We start from the raw sequence: 16,208 nt of genomic DNA on the forward strand, positions 1-16,208 counted from the left end.
CGCTGAGCACTGTCACCGGACACCCTCACCCCGGCGTCCAAGTGGGGCGATCTCATCCGCGATACGGACCGATCGTTGACGGCGAACGTGAGACCCTGTCGGGGAGGCCGGAAAAGAACAACGCCCGCTCCTCCAGCTGAAAGGAAGCGGGCGTCTTCTGTACTCTGATATGAAATCTCCTGATTCTCCTGAAATGGGGGAATCACGAGTCAGGGGTCACACGTTAGTAGAACTGCGGGAACGGGTCGGGAAGGATCGCTTACCGGTTCATAACGATCGGCCATCGGGCCCGTCACATCGCGACGCCCGTGGCCCCGCACCCAGATCAACTGCCCCTCCCAGTGCGGTGTGACAGGAGAAGGATGTCCGACTGGCTCCATTCAGGTCCCGTATCTCCCATCTGGCCGGTTGATCGCTTCGAAGTGCGCTCCATCCGGCCGAACCCGAGCTTCGGAGCCGCCGACCGCTACGCCTCCGCGACGGCCGCACATGAGGCGGCCATGCGCATGAGGGACTCCGGCCTGGCGACGCAGATCCAGGTGATCCGCATCGAGGACGGCGTCGTCCTGTTCGATCTGGCGGCGGGAGTGGAGATTCCGCTGGAGGCCTGGTGATCGAGGGGGCGCGGTCCCCCGCCGGGGCAGGATGAGGCCATGACCGCGATGGACGGGGACGGCTGGGCGTTGTGCGCCCGCGGGCATCAGCACTGGGGCGTCCACGGCGCGGCCGGGCTCCTCGCCGTCCACCACACCGACGACGGCATGCCGTACGTCCTGATGCAGAAGCGCGCCTGGTGGAGCCATCACGGCGGAACCTGGGGACTCCCGGGAGGCGCTCGCGACAGCCACGAGGACGCCGTCACCGGCGCACTTCGCGAGGCGTGGGAGGAGGCGGCGCTCACCCCCGACCAGGTCCGGGTCCAGGGCGTCTACGTCGACGACCACGGCGGCTGGTCGTACCACACCGTGATCGCCGCGGCCGCGGGCCTGCTCGACGCGAGCGCCGCCAGCGGAGAGAGCGCTGACATGCGCTGGGTCGCGGCCGACGAGGTGGCCGCCAAGCGCCTCCATCCGGGGTTCGCCAACACGTGGCCGATCATCAGGCCCGCGCTCAGCCCTCTCGTCCTGGTGCTCGACGTCGCCAACATCGTCGGCGCACGGGCAGAGCACGGCTGGTGGAAGGACCGGGCAGGCGCGGCCAACCGGTTGCTCAACGACCTCCTCCCGCTCGCCTCGGACGGCTTGGGCCGCCAACCGGAAGACCTGCCGGAGCTCGCTCAACGGTTCCCGCGGATCATCGCGGTCCTGGAGGGCGCCGCGGCCCGTGGCGCCGACACCGTCCCCCGTCTCGGCGTCGACGTCGTCCTGGCGCCGGGCAGCGGCGACGACGCGATCGTGGAGGTCGTCCGCGAGGCCCGGACGTGGGAGAAGGTCCTCGTCGTCACCGCCGACAGGGGGCTGCGCGAGCGGGTCGCGGAACTCGGAGCGCTCGTCACCGGTCCGCGCTGGCTGCTCGGCCAACTCTGACGACGGTTTTCCACAGGCGGTCCCGGCGGCTGTCGCGGGGCTGCCAGGATTGGCGCATGCCCGACCGAGCCGTGGCCGACCGAACGATCGAGATCCCTCCCGACGCGTGGGGCCGGAGGTCGACCGTCGCCCCCGTGATGCCGTGGGTGTTCGGCCTGGTCATCCTCCTGCTCCTGGTGGGGCGGATCGTCCTGACGCCCGTACTGACGGCGCCGGCGTTGCAGACCTGGGCCACCGTCTTCGTGGCGATCTGCGTGCAGGCCCTGCCCTTCCTGGTCTTCGGCGTGCTGCTGTCGGCGGCCATCACCGCCTTCGTCCCGCCGTCGTTCTGGACCAGGGCGCTTCCCCGCCACCCGTACGCGGCGGTTCCGGTCGCGGGGGCGGCGGGCGCCGTGCTTCCCGGATGCGAGTGCGCCTCGGTGCCCGTGGCGTCGGGCCTGATGGCGCGTGGGGTCACCCCGGCGGCCGCGCTGGCCTTCCTGCTGTCCTCACCCGCCATCAACCCGGTGGTCGTGGTGGCCACCGCGGTCGCCTTCCCCCAGCAGCCGCTCATGGTCGTCTCCCGGTTCTGCGCCTCGCTGGCCGTCGCGGTGCTCGTCGGCTGGGTCTGGCTCCGGTTCGGCAGGTCGAGCTGGTTGCGCGTGCCGTCGCGTCCGCCCGCCTCCGGCTCGGCCTGGGCGGCCTTCCGCGACGCGATGCGTCACGACCTCCTCCACGCGGGCGGGTTCCTCGTGGTCGGCGGCCTGACGGCGGCGACGCTCAACGTCGTCGTGCCGCGTGCCTGGCTCGGCTCCGTGGCCGGCCTCCCCGTGTTGTCGGTCATCGTGCTCGGCCTGCTCGCGGTCCTGCTGTCCATCTGTTCGGAGGCGGACGCGTTCGTGGCGGCGTCGCTCACCGCCTTCTCCCCCACCGCCAAGCTCGCCTTCCTGGTGGTGGGCCCCATGGTGGACCTGAAGCTGATCGCCCTGCAGGCCGGGACGTTCGGGCGGTCGTTCGCGATCCGGTTCGTCCCGCTCACCTTCCTGCTGGGCATCGCGGCGAGCATCGTGGTCGGAGAGGTCCTGCTGTGAACCGGATGTCCCAGAGCCTGCTCCTCGTCCTGCTCGGCGGCGCGGTGCTGCGGGTCACCGTCCTGTCGACGACGTACGTGAACTACGTCAAGCCGGGGTTCCGCCCGTTCCTGATCGCGGCGGGCGTCGTCATCCTCGTGCTGGGTGTCGTGGGCCTGGTCCAGGAGTGGCGTCAGCCGTCGGTCGCGGGGAAAGGCCCCTCGCGCACAGACGACGCAACGGGGACCCATCCGGCGCACACGGACGACGCCACCGGCCCGGGTTCCGCGCCGGTCGCGGCCGAAGGCCACGGGCACCATCACGGGCACGACCATTCCCGGGTGTCGCGGGCGGCCTGGCTGCTGTGCCTGCCGGTGTTCGCCATCTTCCTGATCTCGCCTCCGCCGCTGGGCGCCTTCGCCGCCCGCTCGGAGGATGCCCCGTCTCCGCCGCCCGCCCATGCCGCCGACGCGTATGTCCCATTGCCCGCGGACAAGGCCACGTCCATGGAACTGGGCGAGTTCATCGGCCGCGCATGGGGAGATGCCAACCGGTCGCTCGCCGACAAGAAGGTCACGCTCACCGGCTTCGTCGTGCGCTCCAGCAAGAAGGACCGGTGGTACGTCACGCGCATGCAGATGAGCTGCTGCGCCGCCGACGCCATCGCGCTGAAGGTCGCCGTCTTCGACGCCGAGCGGCCGCCGGACGACACCTGGGTCGAGGTGACGGGCACCTGGATCGCCCCCAAGACCGACAAGATCCCGAACGGCACGGTCCCGCCCCAACTGGCCGCCACCGACGTCACCGAGATACCCCAGCCCTTCGAACCGTACGAATGATTCAGAAGCGCTCACGATCGCGGAGTCTCGGTTAGAGTCCGGAGCATGACCTGGCGACATTGACGCTCACCCGAATCCCCTCTCGCGGCGCGGCTGTACGCCTATGCCTTCGCCGAAGACTGCGTGCTGCTCTATCCGGTGTACGCGGTGTTGTTCGCCGAGACCGGCCTGTCTCCGGGCGAGATCTCGTCTCTGTTCGTGATCTGGTCGGTCACCAGTTCCGTGATCGAGGTGCCGTCCGGCCTGTGGGCCGACGTCTTCTCCCGGCGGCGCCTGCTGATCGTCGGACCGTTGCTGACCGGCTCGGGTTTCGCGCTGTGGACCTTCTTCCCCTCGTATCTCTCGTTCGCGCTCGGTTTCGTCCTGTGGGGCGCGGGCGGCGCCCTGCGTTCGGGCACGATGCAGGCGCTCGTCTACGAGGAACTCGACCGCCTCGGCGCCGCTGACCGCTACGCCCGGCTCATCGGCCGCTCGGAGGCGATCAGCACGACGGCGGTGATGACCGCCTCCGCCCTGGCGGGCCCGGTGTTCGCCGTCGGCGGCTACCTCGCTCTGGGGCTGGCCAGCGTGGCGGTGACTCTGATCACGGCCCTGGTGGGATGGTCCTTCCCCGAGTCCAGGGTCTCGGCGGAGGACCGTGACGAAGAGACCTTCATGGGCGTGCTCCGCGACGGCCTCTCCGAGGTGCGGCGGGCACCGCTCGTGCGGCGCCTGTTCCTGCTCCTGGCGGTGATCTCCGGCGCCGGGGCGCTCGACGAATACCTGCCGCTCCTCGCGAGCGCGACCGGGGTCACGACGGCCGTCGTGCCCGTGCTCGTGCTGGTGGTCACCATCGGAGTGACCGTAGGCGGGTGGCTCGCCGGGCGAGCACCCCGGGCGCTCGCCCCCGCCCTGGCCGTCGGCGGGCTCTGCCTCGCCGCCGGGGCGGCGAGCGGGCTGCCCGCCGGCTTCGTCCTCATTTCCGTCGCCTTCGGGATTTTCCAGTGGGCCACCGCCGCCATGGACGCACGGCTACAGGACCAGATCACCGACCGGTCCCGCGCGACGGTCACGTCGATGGCCGGGCTCGGCGTCGAGGCCATGGCAGTGCTCGTCTTCGCCGCCTACGCCCTGGGATCGATCTGGGCAGGCCCGTGGCTGATCTTCACCGTGGCCGCCGTGCCGTACCTGCTGGTCGCCCTCGCGGTGCGGCGGTGAGGCCTACCGCGGGCCCGGCGGCGGCTGCGGGTGCGTGCCCGGGCGCCGGACAGGCAGGTGGTAGGTCTCGCCGCGCCCGATGTAGTGGACGAGGTGCGAGAGCCTGGCCCGGTTGACCTGCTGCTGGAAGTCGTCGATGCCGGAGCTGAACGCCTCGTAGTCGTCGTAGTGGACCGGGAGCACGGACGCCGGTTTGATCAACTGGATCCAGTCGGCCCCCTGCCAGCCGTCCATGGAGACGAGCAGGCCGAGGATCTTGGTCCCGCCGAGGTGGACGATGGCCGCGTCGATGTCCGGGAAGCGCTGCGGGATCTCCGACAGGCACGGGTCCATGATCGTGTCCCCGCTGATGTGCAGGCGCATGTCCGTCTCGCCCTGCCTGGCGAAGTCCAGGACGCTGCCCATGCAGGGCGGCAGCAGCATCTGCATCGGCCCCGGCGCGTGACGTGCGGGTGTGGCGGTGATCGTGAGCGAACGGTCGCCGCGCTGGATCCGGTGCTCGTCCCAGGACTCCAGGCCGAGCGCGTTGTGGAAGCCCTGCCGCTTGAGCTTGCCGGCGGCGTGGTGGGTCGTGATGATCGGCACTTCCTTGTCCAGGCCCCGTCGCGCGACCCGGTCCCAGTGATCGCCGTGCAGGTGCGACAGGACGACGGCGTCGAGCGGCGGCAGCTCGTAGACGTCCATCGCGGGCTCGGTGCGGCGCTTCGTGGTGATCCCCCAGCCGAGGTGGGCCCGCTGGCCGCGGTGAAGGAAGTTCGGGTCGGTCAGCACCGTGAACCCGTCGCAGCGAATGATCGTGGTCGCGTTTCCGATGAAGAAGACGCTCGCATCTCGTTGATCGCTCATGCCTTCCTCCCCTCTCGCACTTTCAGGCTACGCATATGGGCACGAATCGCCCATGCGTGGGGGGTTGGCATCCGGCCAGCAAAGATCTACCTCAGACCGAATCGAAAGATCGGCTCGAGGGCTTCCTTCTCACCTGGTTCGAGTCCAGGTAGGCCGTGAGGCCTACTGATATCCAGCTCCCGAGCCTTCCTCACGACCGGGCGGGACCACACCGCCGTGATGCGAGCGGGCTCATTCCCCGAGGGCGGTCAGCCGGGTGAGCTCGCCCGCGTGGGCCTTCGCCATAGCGGCGGCGAAGGCCTTGGTGTCTCCGTCCGCCCCCGCCCCCTGTTCGCCCTGCGCCACGAGCACCGACTGCTTCAGGTAGTCACGCGTGTGCTCGGCGAAGAGCCGGTCGAAGGCGTCCCCCTTCGACTCGGTGATGACCTTGAGCTCGTCCGCGGTGACCATGCCCGGGATGTTGTGCCCCTCGTGCACGTTGACGTACGGCACGCCCGATCGGTCCAGCAGGTCGCGCAGACGCTGGAGCTCCGCGCGGTGATCGGCACTGAGGGATCTGGACAGACGCGTGATCCGCGGGTCGGCTGTCTTGTCCGGCGCCAGGTCCAGCAATCGGACGGCCTGCTCGGTCATCGGGATCATCAGTTGCAGCCAGGCGACGTCCGTCGCGTTGAAGGAGCCGGACGGCGTGGCGGCGGCCGCGGAAACCGCGCTCGTCGCCTCTTGCGGGTGATGGTCGTGGCTCGCGGCCGACGAGGTCGGCCCGGCGGCGACACATCGGGCGACCAGCAACACGGTGATCATCGCGAGGAGAGGCGCCCCGACGGTGACCGCTCTCATGTCCGTCCCTCTCGCTCGGGCCGGCCAGATCTCAGACCGTGGATCTCAGATCTCGGCGAGGGAGGCCCTGTCGAACGGGCCCCGCCTCAGAGTAAACGGAGGTGTCAATCTGCCCAAGAGTGGTCTGTGAACCTACTTATCCACTTATGTGAAGTCGCATCTCCGGGGCACAGGGCACGGCGAGCCGACCCCCGCGTGGTGCACGGCACCGGAGTGATCACCACGTGGGACCGGGCAGGGCCGTACCCGGGAAGGCGCGTCCCATCGGCCTTCCCGGAGCGCAGGCATGCGGCCGGAGGCGGCCCTCAGTGCTTGAACAGGGAGACCTTCGCCATGGTGGTCTTCTCCACGACGGCCACCCGAGGGCCGGCGTTGATGATCCTCAGCCGCAGTTGGTTGTCGGTGCCCAACCCGAACTGGCCGCCGACGCTGACCTCGATGCGCCCGTCCGGGCCGGCATGGCAGGTGAGCCGCCACGCGTCGTCGAGGAACTTCTTCCCGGCCCGGTCGTAACGGGCCCACGAGACGTCCAGTTCGTCACCCGGCTGCAGACCGCCGATCCGCACCAACGCGTCGCAGAGACACCAGCGACTCCCGGAGGCGAGCACCGCCACCCCGTTGTCCCCGTGGGCCTTGGGGTCGTCCACGTACTCGGTCCCCCACCGCACCACGATCTCGCCGTTCGCGGGGACCTGCTGGTCCACGCCGGCTCCCAGCGAAACCACCTCAGGCACGTCGTCCTCCACGCTGTAGTCGGGATTCCAGAAACCTGCGATCACCGAGGCGGCGCGCACGCGCCGCTTGCAGGCGTCTCCGGTGTTGCCTTCGATCGTCTGGACGCGGCCGTCGCCCAGGTTGCGCTCGACGACGCCGACGTGGTCGACCCCGCCGACGGCGTCGCGCCCTTCCCAGTCGAAGAACACGATCGCGCCGGGCTTCGCGTGCGCCTTCACGTTCGCCGCGGTCCCCGCGAACCATCGGCCCAGCTTCTGGCCGTCCTGGGCGTGCCAGACCGTGTAGGCGCGGTCCCCGTTGGGCAGGACCGCCGCGGCGTTGCCGCTCTTCCTGGCCCAGTACGTCACCGCCTGGTCGCACCATGCCGCTTTGAGGAATTCGTCACCGTGCCGCTTCGCGTAGTCGCGGGTGACGGCGTTCGGGCGGCCCTGCAGGCCGAGGGACTCGCGGGCGGCCGCAAGCATGCTCTGCACGCTCATGCGTCACCGTCCACGTGGCCCTCGCCTTCGTAGACGCCGGTCACGGGGTTGAGCACGTAGCCGAGGTCACGGAGGACCTGTTCCTCGTCCTCCTCCGTCGGGCCCCATTCATGGATGTCCACCTCGGCCGCGACGAGATCGGCCTCGGATGGTTCAGGTTCAGACATCGGTCCTCCGGTTGCAGATCTTCGTATTAGATCCTGCAACGTTCGAATTGATCCGTTAGCAACCGATTTGGAATAGCCGGTCGCCTCCAACGGTTCTCGGCAGAACCGGACTACAGTCCGGTACAGCTCTCGCGTGACGAGGCAGCCCGCGCCACGGAGCCGAGAGGCCGGAAACCACAGAGCGGACCGAACCGGCCCGCACCCTCGCTGGAGGATCGCCGTGACCATTCAGGCACCGAGCGCCGCTCGCACCGTCGACCGCGTCGAGGCGAAGGTCGCCATGGGCCCCAACGACCAGACCGACGACAGGGCCGTCATCATCGCGCCGACCAACCCCGCACGTACGGATCCGTTTCTGGTGCTCGGCGAGGACTGGTTCTCCACACCCGGCTTCGACTGGCATCCCCATCGGGGCATGGAGACCGTGACCACGATCCTGGACGGCGTTCTCGAACACGGCGACAACGCCGGCCACGCCGGGGTGCTCCAAGCCGGCGACGTGCAGTGGATGACCGCCGGCCGCGGAATCATCCACCGTGAGCTGGCCTTCCGCGACGAGCACGCCCACACCCTGCAACTGTGGCTGAACCTGCCCGCGCGCTCGAAGATGGTCGACACGCGCTACCAGGACCTGCTCGCCGCGAAGCGTCCCGTGTCCACCGTCACGCCGGGCGTCACGGTCGATGTCATCTCCGGTTCGGTCGGCGGCGTCGAAGGGCCCGCCCTCAACCACTGGCCGATCACCGCCGCCATCGTCACCCTGGAGCCCGGCACGTCCCTCGACCATCTCCTCCCGGCGTCTCACCGGGCCTTCGCGTACGTGCTGGCCGGTGAGGCCGCCATCGCGGGACGCCGAACCCTGGCAGGTGAGATCGCCTGGTCGGATCCGGTGCCGGGCATCGAGGGCGACAGCACGCTTCGCGTCGACGCCCGGGATCGCGAACGGCCCACCAGGCTGATGATCTACAGTGGCCGGCCCATCATGGAGCCGATCGCCATGGGCGGGCCGTTCGTCATGAACACCCGGGTCGAGATCACCAAGGCCTTCCAGGACTTCCACGGCGGCAAGTTCGGCGAGGTCCCGCGTCAGGCCCGCCTCAAATACCGGTAGGCGTCCTCCCCCTCGGCGCCCCGGCGACCGCCGGCGAACGGGTGGTTCGTCGGTGATCTCCGGTGCTCTAATGACTCCATGCGCCGCAGTCTCATGAAGTCCTTCGCCAAGGCCCTTCGTGATGAGAACCTCGACCTCTACATTCTCGTTTTCACCGCCCTCGTCTTCACCGTGCTCGGTGCGGTGAACATATCCAGCACGGCGACCCTTTCGTCGGTCACATTGGGGGCGCTCGCCTTCCTCGCTCTTTCGCAAATCCGATCGCGGCGACATGTCGCGGAAATAGCGAAGTCTCGCGAAGTCGACCCCCTGGCGATACTGCGTTCGGAATTCCCGGCCGACCTCGTCCAACGGCGTGCGTCGGCCACGCAGTATCTGTTCATCGGCGTTTCCATGGCCCGGACCGTTCAGACGATGCGAAACGATCTCCGTCGACTGCTCCTCACCGGCACGAAGGTCCGCGTCCTCCTCCTGGACCCCACCGACGAGACGTTGCTCCGGCACGCCGCCGCCCAGGCGGGGAGGGATACGGACCCCAAGCGCCTGGCGGCGAGGATCAGCGGGTCCATCGAGGAGATCGCCTTCCTGCGGGACGAGACCCACGGTGACGTCGAGATCCGTGTGCTGAGGCACGTGCCCACCATGAGCGTGAACGCCATCGACACACAGAGTCCGAGCGGCACCATATGCGTCCAGCACTATGAATATCGCGCGCCCGCCGAGGCTCTTCCGATGGTCCAACTCGAGAGCAAAGACGGGTTCTGGTATCAGCACTTCGTGCTCGAGGCGGAGAGGATGTGGGAGGGCGGAAGCCCTTGGCCTCCTCCTCCGGGGCTTCAGCTCACCCACGCGCAACGCCCGCAGTTCAAGGAGACATTCGACGGCGAACTGATCACAGCAATGGAGTCGGCGGATGAACTGCTCATCACGGGGGTGACCAGGAACACCCTCGTCCATGCCAATTACGGGAAGTTCGAGAAATTATTGACGAAGGGCTGCCGGATTCGGTTCCTGTTGGTCGACCCCGAATCGGAGGCCGCGGCGACGGCGGCCGACAGATATTACGCCGGGAGATCTCCGGAAAACCTGCGGGAGCGAGGGAGGCACACACTGCGCCTTTTGCGGGAACTTCGGCGCTCCACCGGAGGAGACCTCACGGTACGGCTGACGGCACACCCTCTCGCCATGGGGATGGTCGCCGTCGACACACCCGTGAGCGCACGCGGAGAGATGTCCGCGCTCTTCATGGAGTACTTCACGTACCAGGCGTCAGGTGAGCCGAAGTTCGTGGTGCCGCCTTCGGACGAGCGGTGGTTCGTCCATTTCGCCGAGGAGGCTGAGGCCCTGTGGCGGGCCGCCTCAGATCATGAGCTCGAGGTCGCCGGATGACCGAGGTCGGCCACCGGCTAGACCTCGACGCGGACCGGCCTCTCCCCGGCGCCGTCGAACTGGGCGAGCCTGCTCAGCGCCGCCTGGATCGCCTCGGGGCCGTCGTCGGCGAAAGCCCGGCTGCCGGCGAACTCCCGCAACGGGTCGTGGTAGAAGTACCGACCCAGGTCGCCGGTCTCCAGCAGGTGCATGTCGACGAGGGACTCCAGCAGCACCGCGGTGTCGCCGAGCGACAAATCCAGCAGGGCCGCCGCGGCCCCGAGTGAGACATCCGGGCGGTCCGTCACGGAGAGCAGCCGGAACGCCCGTGCCTGCTCGGGTGACAACTGCTCCATCACCGACGCGTACGGCTGCTCGATGGCCCGGCACTCCGCCGGGAGCACGGGCGAGCCGGGGCCGGGCCTGGTGATCCGCCGCTTCGCCTCGGCGATGGTCCAGCCCGGACGCGAGGCGATCCGCGCACCGAGCGCCTGCAGCACCTGCGGCAGGCCGGCGGTGCGCCGTACCAGGTCGCGGACGTCCGCGAGCTCGGGGCGGACCCGGTCGGCGCCGATGAGCCGTTCCAGCAGCGCGATCGAGTCGTCCTCGCCGAGCCCGGTCAGCTTCAGCCAATGGACGTGCGCCAGGCCGTACAGCCGCTGGCGTGCGGTGACGACGACCGCGGAGCCGCCGGAGCCGGGCAGCAACTGCCGGACCTGATCGGCGTCGCGGGCGTCGTCCAGCACGACGAGCAGCCGGCGGCCGGTCGTCAACGTCCGCCACAACGCCATCCGCTCGCTGAACGACTCGGGCAGCCCCGCGGGCGGCACGCCGACGCCGCGCAACAGCTCGGCCAGGGGCTCGCCTGCCGTACCGAGGTCGACGAACAGCTGGCCGTCGGGGAAGTCCGCGGCCACCGCATGCCCGAGATGTACGGCGAGAGTGGTCTTGCCGACGCCGGCGAGTCCTTCGAGGCCGACCACCGGGACGCTCGCGTGGGTGGGGGTGAGGACGTCGGCGATGCGGGACCGCGCCTCGACGCGGCCCGTGAAGGTCGGCAGGTCCGGAGGCAACTGGGTGGGACCTGGTGACGTCGTGGCAGCCACGGGCGCCGGCGCGGCGGGGGCGAGCAGCGCGGGATCGGACGCGAGGATCCGCCGCTGCATCTCCCGCAGGTCCGGGCCCGGGTCCAGCCCCAGCTCGTCGGCGAGGAGTCGCTGCACCCGCCCGAACTCCGCGAGCGCGTCGGCCTGCCGGCCGGACCGGTAGAGCGCCAGCATCAGCAGCTCGCGCGGCCGTTCCCGAAGCGGCTGCTCGGCGATCACCTCGGCGAGCTCGGCGGCCGCTTCGGCGTAGCGACCGGACTCGATGTCGGCCGCCGCCAGGTCCTCCATCGCGGTGAGCCGCAACTGCCCGAGGCGTACGCGCTCGAACTCGGCGTAGTCGCCGTTGACCCCCGCGAGCGGGGTGCCGTGCCACAACGCGAGCGCGTCGCGCAGCGCGGTCGCCGCGGCGGGCGAGTCGCCGGCACGGCGGGCCTCCCTGGCGATGCCGAGCCGTCTTTGGAACTCCGTGAGGTCGAGGTGTTCGGTCCGCAGCGCGTAGCCCCCGCCCATGGACTCGATCACCGCTGTCGGTTGGCCGGGGTCGAGGGCGCGGCGCAGCCGCGACACGTACGACCGGACCACGCCGACCGCGGCACGCGGCGCGGCACCGCCCCAGATCGCGGCGATCAGCTGGTCGGGCGAGGCGGGCAGACCGGCCTGCAAGAGGAGGATCGCGAGAATCGCCCGCTGCTGTGGGGAGCCCAGCTCGAGTTCGTCGTCGCCGCGCCAGGCGCGCACCGGACCGAGCACCTCGAACCGCAGCCGCTCGCCCACCCAGGACTCCCTCCGGAACCGACCGCACGCCCACTTCGGCAACAGCCGGCGTACGGCCTGGTATTCCAGGTCAGGCCGTACCCGAGCGGGTCAGCCGCGCCGATCGGAACGGACGCGGCGAGCAGGTCAGCCCGCGCCGAGCAGGTCGGCGAACGGCGTCGGCTCGAACGGGTCGCGGACCACCGGCGCGTCACGCCGGTGGATTTCGACCGCGAGTTGGGCGGCCGCGCGGTCGATCCGGTGAGCCAGGAGATCCGGCGCGGCCGTACCGCCCCAGTCCTCCGGCGCCGCGAACACCGACGTCGGCACGACCACACCTCGCAGGTAGGCGAACAGCGGCCGGACCGCGTTCTCCAGGACCAGCGAGTGCCGCGCGGTGCCGCCGGTCGCGCCGATCAGCACCGGCTTGTCCGCCAGCGCGTTGTCGTCGACCATGTCCAGGACGTCGAAGAACGCCTTGAACAACCCGCTGTAGGAAGCCGTGAACGTCGGCGTCACCGCGATGAGCCCGTCGGCCCCGGCCACCGTTTCGAGCGCGCCCTTGAGCTCCGTGGCGGGGTAACCGCTGACCATGCTGTCGACCAGGTCGTGCGCGTGGTCGCGGACCTCGGCCACGCGCACCTCGACCTCGTCGCCCAGTTCCCGCACCTCGCGCTCGGCGGCGGCGGCGAGACGGTCCGCGAGAAGCCGGCTCGACGAAGGACTGCCGAGCCCGCCGGAAACGACGGCGATGGTGCGCTTCATCGGGCGCCCGCCGCCTTCAGCGATTCGTGCGTCGGCGGGTCGGGGATGTGCGCCGGTCGCGACGCCGCGAACTCCTTGCGGAGCACGGGGACGACCTCCCCTCCGAGGAACTCGATCTGCTCCAGCACCGCCTCGTGCGGCAGGCCCATGCCGTCCACGTTGAACAGTTGACGCTGGTAGTCGCCGAAGTCCTCCCGGAACTGGAGGGTCCGATCGATGATCTCCTGGGGGCTGCCCACCGACAGCGGCGTCTGCTCCATGGTCTCCTCCAGCGACGGCCCGTGGCCGTACACCGGAGAGTTGTCGAAGAACGGCCGGAATTCGGCGATGGCGTCCTGCGACTTGCGCCGCATGTACACCTGCCCGCCGAGCCCCACGATCGCCTGATCGGCCGGCCCGTGCCCGTAGAACTCGAACCTGGTGCGGTACAAGTCGATCATCCGCCGGGTGTGCTCCTTCGGCCAGAAGATGTTGTTGTGGAAGAACCCGTCGCCGTAGTACGCGGCCTGTTCCGCGATCTCCGGGCTGCGGATCGAGCCGTGCCAGACGAACGGCGGCACGCCGTCGAGCGGGCGGGGGGTCGCGGTGAACGACTGCAGCGGGGTACGGAACCTGCCCTGCCAGTCGACCACGTCCTCACGCCACAACCGGCGCAGCAAGGCGTAGTTCTCGACCGCGAGCGAGATGCCGTCGCGGATGTCCTTGCCGAACCACGGGTACACCGGGCCGGTGTTGCCCCGGCCCATCATCAGGTCGACTCGGCCGTCCGCCAGGTGCTGCAGCGTCGCGAAGTCCTCGGCGATCTTCACCGGGTCGTTCGTGGTGATCAGCGTGGTGGACGTCGACAGCAGGATCCTGCTGGTCCGCGCGACGATGTAGCCGAGGAGCGTGGTGGGCGAGGACGTCACGAACGGCGGATTGTGGTGCTCGCCCATCGCGAAGACGTCGAGACCCACCTCCTCCGCCTTCAGCGCCGTCTCGATCATCCGCTTCATGCGCTCATGCTCGGTCGGCGCGCGCCCGGTCGCGGGATCGGGCGCGATGTCGCCCACGGTGAAGATGCCGAAATGCATGACGTCCCTCGGTTCGTGAACTTGTCGCCGTCGACGGCTCTCCCTGAGTCGTCTGCGACCGGTGGTTCCGGTCACGTCCCGATGAAAGCGCCGAGGCGTTGACGCCTGCTGCACGTCCGCATCACGTGCCGTACACGTCTGCCGCGCCGCTGGTCACAGCCCCGTCGCACCCAGGCGATACGGGCGATCGGCGGACGCGGTCGTGACGGACAGCCGGGCCTACTACCGAGGGGACGCGGTCAATCGGTGGGCACGGGGGCGTCCGGTGCGATCAGCTTCTCCTCACGCAGTGCCGTCCAGAATGCCGCCGGGACCTTCTCGCGGAGCGCGGCGACGTCCTCGGCCACACGGCTCGGCCGTGAAGCGCCCGGTATGACCGCCGCCGTGACGGGGTGCGCGAGGGAGAACTGCAGCGCAGCCGCCTTGATCGTGATGCCGAACCTCTCGGCGAGAGCCTTCAGGCGCTCCACTTTCGCGACGATGGAAGCCGGCGCCTTCTGGTACTCGAAGTGCGTCCCTCCCGCCAGGATTCCGGAACTGTACGGCCCGCCCACCACGATGTCGACGCCCTGCTCCTCAGCGGCAGGGAACAGTCGCTGAAGAGCGCGCTCGTGGTCGAGGAGCGTGTAGCGGCCGGCCAGCAGGAAGGCGTCCGGACGCGGCTCGTCGAGGTCCAGGGTCAGCTCGAGCGGCTCGACCCGGTTGACGCCCAGGCCCCAGCCCTTGATGACGCCTTCGTCACGCAGTTTCTGCAGGGCACGGAAGGCGCCGGTGCGGGCCGAGTCGAACGCGCCCAGCCACTCGTCCCCCCAGAAGTCCGGGGCGACGTCGTGTACCCAGACGATGTCGAGCCGGTCGGTCTTCAGCCGCTTGAGGCTGTCGGCGATCGATCGGCGGGCGCCGTCCGCACTGTAGTCATAAACAATCTTGTTCGGACGGCCGTGCTCGAACAACCCGCCCTTCTCGCCGAGTTCACGAGCCGACGGATCCTCGGTCTCATCAAGGATGAGCCGTCCGACCTTGCTGCTCAGGACGTACTCGTCCCGGGGATGGGCGGCCAAGATCTCACCCAGTCGAATCTCCGCCAAGCCTGCGCCGTAGAAGGGAGCCGTGTCGAAGTAGCGGGTGCCCTCGTCCCACGCGGCGGCGACGGTCGCCGCGGCCTCGTCGTCGGGGATGGCGCGGTACATGTTGCCCAGCGGCGCGGTGCCGAAGCCAAGACTGCCTGGCAGGAAGGACCTGATGCTCATGGCGGTGAACCCTTTCCGCACGTTGCGGGTGCTGTTTCTCTCCCACGTTCCATCCGCTTGAACATCCGGGCGAAGATCCCCCAGTCAGACTTTGCGCCATCCTTGGCGCTATTTGGGTCCTTTCGGTCGCACGATCTACGCCCGGCGGGGTTAGGCGGCCGAGGACGAGCCGGCGATCGAGTCCAACAGGTCAGGCGGCACCGGTTCGCGCGGGGCGGGTTCGCGCAGCGCCAGTTCGCGCGGGGCGGGTTCACGCAGAGCCGGTTCACGCAGAGCCGGTTCGCGCCGCGGTGACCACGACCGTGGCGTAGTGCATGGCGAAGCCGCCCCCCAGCGCGTCGACGGCGGCCCCCATGCCCGCGAGCACCTCGTCCAGCTGGGCCTGCGGGAGCCGGGTGTGACCGCCGTGAGTGGGCAGCTGGTCCAGCCACTCGTCGCGGGTGTAGAACCGCTCCCAGTCGAATCGCCACCGCTCAGGATCGCCGAACGCGCCCGCCTCACGGATGCCGTCCTCGGCCTTGGCGGTCAGCGCCGAGTATCCGTCCCGGCCGGGAGCCGTCTGACGGTAGGCCATCGAGGCCAGCGAGCTGGGCAGCACCCGCTGATAGACGGCGGAGAAGGCCTGCGCCGCCTCCGGCGAAGGCTGGGCGACGTTCCAGAACACCGCCAGCCGGCCACCGGGCCGGAGCACCCGCACCGCCTTCGCCGCTCCCGCCACGGCGTCCACCCAGTGCCAGGTCTGCCCGGCGACGACCGCGTCGAAGTTCCGGCCGGCGGGGTTCCAGACTTCGAGCGTCGCCACCTCGGTCTCGACGCCGCTGCGCCGCGCGAAGTCGGCCATGCGCTCGTCGGGCTCGACCCCGAGCACCGTGCAGCCTGCCTCCTGGAACTGCCGGGCGTCTATGCCGGTGCCGCAGCCGACGTCGAGGACGTCGGAGCCGGGGCTGCCGGCGACGACCGCGTCCACAATGGCATCGGGGTACCGGGGGCGCGTGCGGTCGTAGCGTTCGGGGTCGGAGCCGAACGACTCCGCCCGCTGCCGGTCCTTGTGAGGCTCCTGCTGGCCGAAAGGTATGGTGGGCATGTGCCCACTATGAGTGGGCA

Annotated in this window: 16 protein-coding genes; 7 read left to right on the forward strand and 9 right to left on the reverse strand. The window is 69.6% G+C overall.

The annotated features are described in order from the left end of the window. The first annotated feature begins 422 nt into the window (after positions 1-422). The 5 genes from Pph01_RS30430 (at position 423) to Pph01_RS30450 (ending at position 4,611) form a co-directional block, all read left to right on the forward strand. Positions 423-614, forward strand: a complete 192-nt coding sequence (locus Pph01_RS30430; protein ID WP_204076601.1) for a hypothetical protein — start codon at positions 423-425, stop codon at positions 612-614. 39 nt (positions 615-653) lie between these two features. Further along, positions 654-1,526 carry an NUDIX hydrolase gene (locus tag Pph01_RS30435; protein ID WP_204076602.1) on the forward strand — a complete coding sequence of 291 codons (873 nt, stop codon included), beginning with the start codon at positions 654-656 and terminating at the stop codon, positions 1,524-1,526. 56 nt (positions 1,527-1,582) lie between these two features. Continuing rightward, positions 1,583-2,596, forward strand: coding sequence for a permease (locus Pph01_RS30440; RefSeq protein WP_204076603.1), 1,014 nt, complete (start codon positions 1,583-1,585; stop codon positions 2,594-2,596). 5 nt (positions 2,597-2,601) lie between these two features. Next, entirely contained in the window at positions 2,602-3,414 is an 813-nt protein-coding gene (locus tag Pph01_RS30445; RefSeq protein ID WP_239117138.1) for a TIGR03943 family putative permease subunit, read from the forward strand. A 123-nt stretch (positions 3,415-3,537) separates the two neighbouring features. After that, positions 3,538-4,611 carry an MFS transporter gene (locus Pph01_RS30450; protein WP_239117130.1) on the forward strand — a complete coding sequence of 358 codons (1,074 nt, stop codon included), beginning with the start codon at positions 3,538-3,540 and terminating at the stop codon, positions 4,609-4,611. Between the two features lie 3 nt (positions 4,612-4,614). On the opposite strand, the gene Pph01_RS30455 is transcribed toward Pph01_RS30450, so the two are convergent. From Pph01_RS30455 to Pph01_RS30470, 4 genes are all read right to left on the reverse strand, one after another. After that, positions 4,615-5,457 (reverse strand): MBL fold metallo-hydrolase, encoded by an 843-nt coding sequence (locus tag Pph01_RS30455; protein ID WP_204076605.1) that lies wholly within the window; start codon positions 5,455-5,457, stop codon positions 4,615-4,617. Between the two features lie 231 nt (positions 5,458-5,688). Further along, positions 5,689-6,297, reverse strand: a complete 609-nt coding sequence (locus tag Pph01_RS30460) for a DUF305 domain-containing protein (RefSeq protein ID WP_204076606.1) — start codon at positions 6,295-6,297, stop codon at positions 5,689-5,691. A 305-nt stretch (positions 6,298-6,602) separates the two neighbouring features. Beyond that, complete coding sequence (locus tag Pph01_RS30465) at positions 6,603-7,511, reverse strand: CHAP domain-containing protein (RefSeq protein WP_204076607.1); 909 nt, start codon at positions 7,509-7,511, stop codon at positions 6,603-6,605. After that, a complete protein-coding gene (locus Pph01_RS30470) occupies positions 7,508-7,678 on the reverse strand; it encodes a hypothetical protein (RefSeq protein ID WP_204076608.1) in 171 nt (56 codons plus the stop codon). Before Pph01_RS30470 ends, Pph01_RS30465 begins: the two co-directional genes overlap by 4 nt. Positions 7,679-7,898: 220 nt before the next feature. Here Pph01_RS30470 and Pph01_RS30475 point away from each other — a divergent pair, with 220 nt between their 5' ends. Then, positions 7,899-8,789, forward strand: coding sequence for a pirin family protein (locus Pph01_RS30475; RefSeq protein WP_204076609.1), 891 nt, complete (start codon positions 7,899-7,901; stop codon positions 8,787-8,789). Positions 8,790-8,882: 93 nt separating this feature from the next. Further along, positions 8,883-10,178, forward strand: coding sequence for a DUF5919 domain-containing protein (locus Pph01_RS30480; protein ID WP_204076610.1), 1,296 nt, complete (start codon positions 8,883-8,885; stop codon positions 10,176-10,178). A 17-nt stretch (positions 10,179-10,195) separates the two neighbouring features. Here the strand turns inward: Pph01_RS30480 and Pph01_RS30485 are convergent, their stop codons facing one another. From Pph01_RS30485 to Pph01_RS30505, 5 genes are all read right to left on the reverse strand, one after another. Continuing rightward, positions 10,196-12,037: an AfsR/SARP family transcriptional regulator gene (locus Pph01_RS30485; protein ID WP_204076611.1), complete on the reverse strand. Its 1,842-nt coding sequence runs from the start codon at positions 12,035-12,037 to the stop codon at positions 10,196-10,198. Positions 12,038-12,163: 126 nt separating this feature from the next. After that, complete coding sequence (locus Pph01_RS30490) at positions 12,164-12,781, reverse strand: CE1759 family FMN reductase (RefSeq protein ID WP_204076612.1); 618 nt, start codon at positions 12,779-12,781, stop codon at positions 12,164-12,166. Next, positions 12,778-13,854 (reverse strand): LLM class flavin-dependent oxidoreductase, encoded by a 1,077-nt coding sequence (locus tag Pph01_RS30495; protein WP_204076613.1) that lies wholly within the window; start codon positions 13,852-13,854, stop codon positions 12,778-12,780. The genes Pph01_RS30490 and Pph01_RS30495 overlap by 4 nt, the downstream gene beginning before the upstream one ends. A 239-nt stretch (positions 13,855-14,093) precedes the next feature. Next, a complete protein-coding gene (locus tag Pph01_RS30500; RefSeq protein ID WP_204076614.1) occupies positions 14,094-15,104 on the reverse strand; it encodes an aldo/keto reductase in 1,011 nt (336 codons plus the stop codon). Between the two features lie 265 nt (positions 15,105-15,369). Further along, positions 15,370-16,188: a class I SAM-dependent methyltransferase gene (locus tag Pph01_RS30505; RefSeq protein ID WP_204076615.1), complete on the reverse strand. Its 819-nt coding sequence runs from the start codon at positions 16,186-16,188 to the stop codon at positions 15,370-15,372. Between the last annotated feature and the right edge of the window lie 20 nt (positions 16,189-16,208).

The sequence above is a fragment of the Planotetraspora phitsanulokensis genome, from assembly GCF_016863295.1.
In the GTDB taxonomy this organism is placed as follows: domain Bacteria; phylum Actinomycetota; class Actinomycetes; order Streptosporangiales; family Streptosporangiaceae; genus Planotetraspora; species Planotetraspora phitsanulokensis.

What these genes read in the sequence shown, in the direction of transcription:
- Pph01_RS30440 (WP_204076603.1), top strand. Translation starts at nt 1,583, where the DNA reads ATGCCCGACCGAGCCGTGGCCGACCGAACGATCGAGATCCCTCCCGAC.
- Pph01_RS30455 (WP_204076605.1), bottom strand. Translation starts at nt 5,457, where the DNA reads ATGAGCGATCAACGAGATGCGAGCGTCTTCTTCATCGGAAACGCGACC.
- Pph01_RS30470 (WP_204076608.1), bottom strand. Translation starts at nt 7,678, where the DNA reads ATGTCTGAACCTGAACCATCCGAGGCCGATCTCGTCGCGGCCGAGGTG.
- Pph01_RS30490 (WP_204076612.1), bottom strand. Translation starts at nt 12,781, where the DNA reads ATGAAGCGCACCATCGCCGTCGTTTCCGGCGGGCTCGGCAGTCCTTCG.
- Pph01_RS30480 (WP_204076610.1), top strand. Translation starts at nt 8,883, where the DNA reads ATGAAGTCCTTCGCCAAGGCCCTTCGTGATGAGAACCTCGACCTCTAC.
- Pph01_RS30460 (WP_204076606.1), bottom strand. Translation starts at nt 6,297, where the DNA reads ATGAGAGCGGTCACCGTCGGGGCGCCTCTCCTCGCGATGATCACCGTG.
- Pph01_RS30505 (WP_204076615.1), bottom strand. Translation starts at nt 16,188, where the DNA reads ATGCCCACCATACCTTTCGGCCAGCAGGAGCCTCACAAGGACCGGCAG.
- Pph01_RS30495 (WP_204076613.1), bottom strand. Translation starts at nt 13,854, where the DNA reads ATGCATTTCGGCATCTTCACCGTGGGCGACATCGCGCCCGATCCCGCG.
- Pph01_RS30445 (WP_239117138.1), top strand. Translation starts at nt 2,602, where the DNA reads ATGTCCCAGAGCCTGCTCCTCGTCCTGCTCGGCGGCGCGGTGCTGCGG.
- Pph01_RS30500 (WP_204076614.1), bottom strand. Translation starts at nt 15,104, where the DNA reads ATGAGCATCAGGTCCTTCCTGCCAGGCAGTCTTGGCTTCGGCACCGCG.
- Pph01_RS30435 (WP_204076602.1), top strand. Translation starts at nt 654, where the DNA reads ATGACCGCGATGGACGGGGACGGCTGGGCGTTGTGCGCCCGCGGGCAT.
- Pph01_RS30465 (WP_204076607.1), bottom strand. Translation starts at nt 7,511, where the DNA reads ATGAGCGTGCAGAGCATGCTTGCGGCCGCCCGCGAGTCCCTCGGCCTG.